The sequence below is a fragment of the Streptomyces albus subsp. chlorinus genome (genome assembly GCF_013302895.1).
GTDB classification, from domain to species: Bacteria; Actinomycetota; Actinomycetes; order Streptomycetales; family Streptomycetaceae; genus Streptomyces; species Streptomyces chlorinus.
Map to the genome: position 1 here is coordinate 2269395 of NZ_VJOK01000001.1, position 5060 is coordinate 2274454.

At 75.7% G+C, this 5060-nt stretch carries 2 protein-coding genes and 1 pseudogene; all 3 read left to right on the forward strand.

Features of this window, described 5'->3' with window-relative positions:
• A pseudogene (locus FM076_RS10260) lies at positions 1-183 on the forward strand (hypothetical protein); the annotation flags it as partial.
• Between the two features lie 5 nt (positions 184-188).
• Positions 189-917 carry a methyltransferase domain-containing protein gene (locus FM076_RS10265; RefSeq protein WP_173869649.1) on the forward strand — a complete coding sequence of 243 codons (729 nt, stop codon included), beginning with the start codon at positions 189-191 and terminating at the stop codon, positions 915-917.
• Positions 914-5060, forward strand: a 4147-nt coding sequence (locus FM076_RS10270; RefSeq protein ID WP_173869651.1) for an alpha-(1->3)-arabinofuranosyltransferase domain-containing protein, incomplete at its 3' end; no start/stop codon positions are given. The genes FM076_RS10265 and FM076_RS10270, both read left to right, overlap by 4 nt.

The window sequence follows — 5060 nt, forward strand, 5'->3', positions numbered from 1 at the left end:
CGGTGGGCGCACACGGTGCGCGGCTTCCGCGAGGTGGCCGCGGAGGCGTACGCCCGCGCCGCCGGCACCCCGCCGCGGCGGCGGCCGGGTCCGGCGGGCCGCGCCGCCGCCGTGGAGCCCGCCGCCATGGAGTCCACCGCCGCGGAGCCCGCTGCCTCCCGCACCGTTCCCGCGGGGCGGTGACGCCCGTGCGCGACCCCTCCCTCAGACGCTCCGTCGCCCTCTTCCGCGCCTTCCTGCGCGAGCAGACCGACCCGGACCACTGCTACGGACTGCTCGCGCGGGACGCGGTGGGGCAGGTGGAGCGGTACACGCCGCTGGCGGGCCGTACCGTCGTCGACGTCGGGGGCGGCAGCGGGCACTTCACCGAGGAGTTCCGCCGCCGGGGCGCGCACTGCTACCTGTTCGAGCCCGATCCGCGTGAGCTGCACGCGGGCGGGCGCCGGCCCGAGGGCGCGGTGCTGGCGGACGGCTACCTGCTGCCGCTGGCCGACGGCGCGGCGGACGTGTGCTTCTCCTCCAACGTGCTGGAGCACGTGGCCGACCCGGTCACGTTCCTGTCCGAGATGGCGCGCGTGACCCGCCCCGGCGGGCTGATCTACGTGGCCTTCACCAACTGGTACTCCCCCTGGGGCGGCCACGAGACCGCCCCCTGGCACTACTTCGGGGCCGCCCGGGCCCGCGCCCGCTACCGGCGGCGCACCGGCCGTGCGGCCAAGCACACACTGGGCGAGAACCTGTTCGCCGTGCATGTCGGCCCCACCCTCCGGCACGTGCGCTCCCGGGACGACGTGGAGATCGTCGTCGCCCGTTCCCGCTACTGGCCGTTCCTCGCGAGCGCCGTGACCCGGGTGCCCGGGCTGCGCGAGTTCGCCACCTGGAACCTCCTCCTCATCCTCCGGCGGTGTCCCACATGACCACGACCGTCCAGGCGCCACCCCGGGCCCCGGCTCCCGCACCCCGGCCCGTTCCCGCCCCGGAACCGCCCCGGAGCCGCCGCTGGCTGTGCGGCTTCTGGGCCCTCGCCCTGGTCGCCTTCCTGGCTCCGTCGCCGGGGAGGATGACGTTCGAGACGAAGCTGGGCGTGGCCGCCGATCCCTGGCGGTTCCTCGGCGACCTGGGACAGCTGTGGCACTCGCGGGGCGGGTTCGGCGGCATCGCCGACCAGTACGCCGGCTACCTCTTCCCCGCGCTGCCCTACTACGGGCTGACCGATCTGCTCCAGGTACCGACCTGGCTGGCCGAACGGCTGTGGATGTCGCTGATCGTCTCGGCCGCGTTCTGGGGCGCGCTGCGGCTGGCCGAGCGGATCGGCGCGGGAACGGGCACCACCCGGCTGCCGGCCGCCGCGGTGTACGCGCTGTGGCCCGCCTTCACCGTCGTGATCGGTTCCACCTCCGCCGCCGCGCTGCCCGGTGCCGTCCTGCCGTGGGTGCTGCTGCCGCTGATGTCGTCCACCTCCACGCCCCGGGTGGCGGCGGCCCGCTCCGCGCTGGCGATCCCCTTCATGGGCGGCGTCAACGCGGCCTCCACGCTGGCGGCGCTGCTGCCCGCCCTGCTGTACCTGGCCACCAGGACGGGACGCCGGCGGCGCACCCTGCTGGCCTGGTGGCTGCCGGGTGTCGTCCTGGCCACCGTCTGGTGGTGGGTGCCGCTGCTCCTGCTGGGCGCGTACGGCGAGGACTTCATGCCGTACGTGGAGGACGCCCGGACGACCACCGGCACCATGTCGGCCACGGAGATGCTGCGTGGCGCGGGCAACTGGACGGCCTACCTCCACTTCGGGGAGCCCTGGCTGCCCGCCGGCTGGACGGTCGCCGCCGGCTCTCTCGCCGTCCTGGGCGGCGCCTTCGCCGCCGCGCTGGGCCTGGCCGGACTGGCACGGCGCGACCTGCCGGAGCGGCGCTGGCTGCTGCTGACCGTGCTGACCGTGACGGGCGTCGTGCTCGCCGGGTACGCGGGCGCGCTGGGGGCGCCGTTCTCCGGGACGGTGCAGGACTGGCTGGACGGCTGGCTGCGCCCGTTCCGCAACATCTACAAGTTCCAGCCGGGACTCGCCCTGGCACTGAGCCTGGGACTGGCCCAGCTGACCGCCGTCGCCGCCCGCACCCGGCGCGCCCGCGCGCTGCCGGGCGGCCGCCCGGTGCTGCTGTGGGTGGCGGCGCTGGCCGTACTGCCCGGACTGTGCCTGCCCTACGTCAACGGGGACATCCTGCAGCCCGGCGCGTTCGAGAAGCTCCCCAAGCACTGGCAGCAGACCGCCGACTGGCTGGAGAAGCACTCCCCGCACACCCGCGCCTATGTCACGCCCGCCACCGCGCACGGCCTCTACACCTGGGGCTCCCCCATCGACCAGCCGCTCGACGTGCTCGCCGAGTCCCCCTGGGCGCAGCGCGACTACGTCCCCTTCGGCACCCCGGGCAACCGCCGGGCGACCGACGCGGTGGAGCAGGCGCTGATGAGCGGCGGCGAGGTGCCGGGGCTGGCCGACTACCTGGCGCGCGCGGGCCTGTACTACGTCGTCGTACGCAACGACCTGGACCCCGACCAGCTCGGTTACGTACCGCCGCAGACCGTCAAGCGCACGCTGGAGGAGTCGGGTTACCAGAAGGCCGCGGCGTTCGGGCCCGAGCTGACGGGAGGGCGCATCCCCGCGGGCACGCCCCTGCAGGTGGCCGGGTTCTACCCGCGCCAGAAGGCCGTGGAGATCTACCGTCCGACCGGGGTGGAGCGCCCCGAACGGGCGGCGCTGGCGCCCGTCTCCGCCACCGCCGAGGTCAGCGGCGGCCCCGAGTCGCTGCTGCCGCTGGCGGCCGACCCGCGGCTCAAGGGCCGGCCCGCGGTGCTGACCGGCGACGCCCATCCCGGGCTCGGCGCCCCCTCCCTCCAGGTCAAGGGAGACGGGCTGCGGCGGGCCGACACCCGCTTCGGGCTGGTCAACACCAACACCTCGTACACCTACACGGCCGGCGAGCGGAACCATCCCGGCAGCCTCCAGCAGCCGGGCGAGCCGCCCAAGCAGATCCTGCCGACCGAGGGCACGAAGCACCAGACGACGTCGGTGCTGCGCGGCGCGACGTCCGTGACCGCCTCCAGCAGCGGCAACTGGCTCTTCCACCTGCCGCAGTACGAGCCGGTCGGCGCCTTCGACGGCAACCCGGACACCGCATGGGCCGAGGGCTCGGCGGGAAAGCCCGAAGGGCAGTGGATCAAGGCGGAGTTCGAGCGCGGGGTGGACGTCCCCGCCACGATCGAGGTGACGCCGCTGCCCGGTGACGCCACCCGCGCGGCACCCACCCGGGTGCGGGTGGAGACCGAGCACGGCAGCCGCTCCAGCATGCTGCGACCCACCGGCGAGCGGCAGAAGGCCGAGGCGCCCCGGGGCACGACCAGGTGGCTGAAGCTGACCCTCACCGACATGCAGACGCCGCGCCCCGGGCTCTCGGGGGCCGGGTTCTCCGAGATCAGTGTGCCCGGCGTCAGCATCACCCGGCTGCTGCGGCTGCCCCGGGACGCCGAGGACGGCGGCGCGGACGGCGAGGTGGTCTCGCTGCACCGGGGCGACGACCCGGGCGGGCTGTCCCCAGCCTCCTCCGAGGCGGGGCTGCACCGCCGGTTCACCGCCGGGACCGGCGGCGAGTACGACGTGCGGGCCCGCGCGCTGCCGGTCCCGGGCGGCCCGCTGGACCGGCTGCTGGACGAGGCCGCGCCCGGCTCCCGCGACCGGATCAGGGCCACCGTGGACTCCACCGCGCGGACCGGCAGGTCGCTCGGTGCCCGCAACCTGGTGGACGGCAATCTGTCCACGGCGTGGATCGCCGGGGACAAGCCGACGATCCGGCTCACATGGCCGGAGAAGAAGGAGATCGACGAGATCGTCCTGGCCCCCGCCGGGGGCATCTCGGCGGCGGCCGAGGAGATCAGGATCAGCTCCCCCGACGGCGCGGCCACGGCCGGGGTGGACAAGAACGGGCAGGCCCGCTTCGAGCCGATCGAGACCGACGAGCTGACGATCACCGTCACGAGGACCAGGCAGCTGACCGTCCACAACCCGCTCGCCGGCCGGCGGCTCCAGCTGCCCGTCGGTCTCAACGAGGTCTATCTGCCCGCGCTGGACGAGTACCGCGTCACCGCGCCCCCCGCCGGCCAGGAGTTCGCACTGCCCTGCGGCAAGGGCCCGATGCTCGCCGTGGACGGCACCCTGCACGCCACCGAGGCGTCCGGAACGGTCCGCGACCTGGTGCTGCGGCGGCCGGTCGAGGTGAGGCTGTGCGCGGGCGAGGCCGAGGACGGCAGCCTCGAACTCGACGCGGGCCCGCACACCGTGGAGGCGGGGGACGCCGGACCGCTGGCGCTCACCGACGTCACGCTGGGCACCGGCGAGGCGGGCGCGGCCCAGGACGCGGACGGCAGCTCCGCCGCCGCCTCCGGACAGCCGTCCGGCCGCAAGAGCGAGGCCCGCGACTGGGCGGGCGACAAGCGCACCGTCGAGGTCGCCGACGGCCCCGCCGCCTACCTCGTCACGCACGAGAACGCCAACAACGGCTGGAAGGCCACGCTGGACGGCAAGGAGCTGCGCCCGCTGCGGCTCGACGGCTGGCAGCAGGGCTTCTTCGTCCCGGCCGGCCGGAGCGGCACCGTCACCCTGGAGTACGAGCCCGCCACCTGGTACCGGGCCGGGCTCGTCGCGGGCGGCCTGGGCGTCGCCGCGCTGCTGGGCCTCGCCTTCGCCGGGACGCGGCGCGGCACACCGCTGGGCGAGGAGGACGCGGTACCGCCGCCCGGGCCGGTCCTGGGCACGGTGGTGCTCACCCTGGTGGTGGCGCTCGTGGCCGGTCCGTTCGCCCTCGTCGTCCCCGCGCTCGCGGCCCTGGCCCGGTTCCGGCCGCGGGTGCTGGTGCCGGTGGCGGGGGCGGCCATGGCGGGTGCCGGGGTGCTCGCCGCCACCGGCGCCGGGGCGGCACCGGCCGACGGACAGGGCGCCTTCGGCCACGCGGCGCAGGCGCTGGCACTGCTGGCACTGGCCGCCGCCCTGGTGACGCTGCCCGCGCGCGAACGGG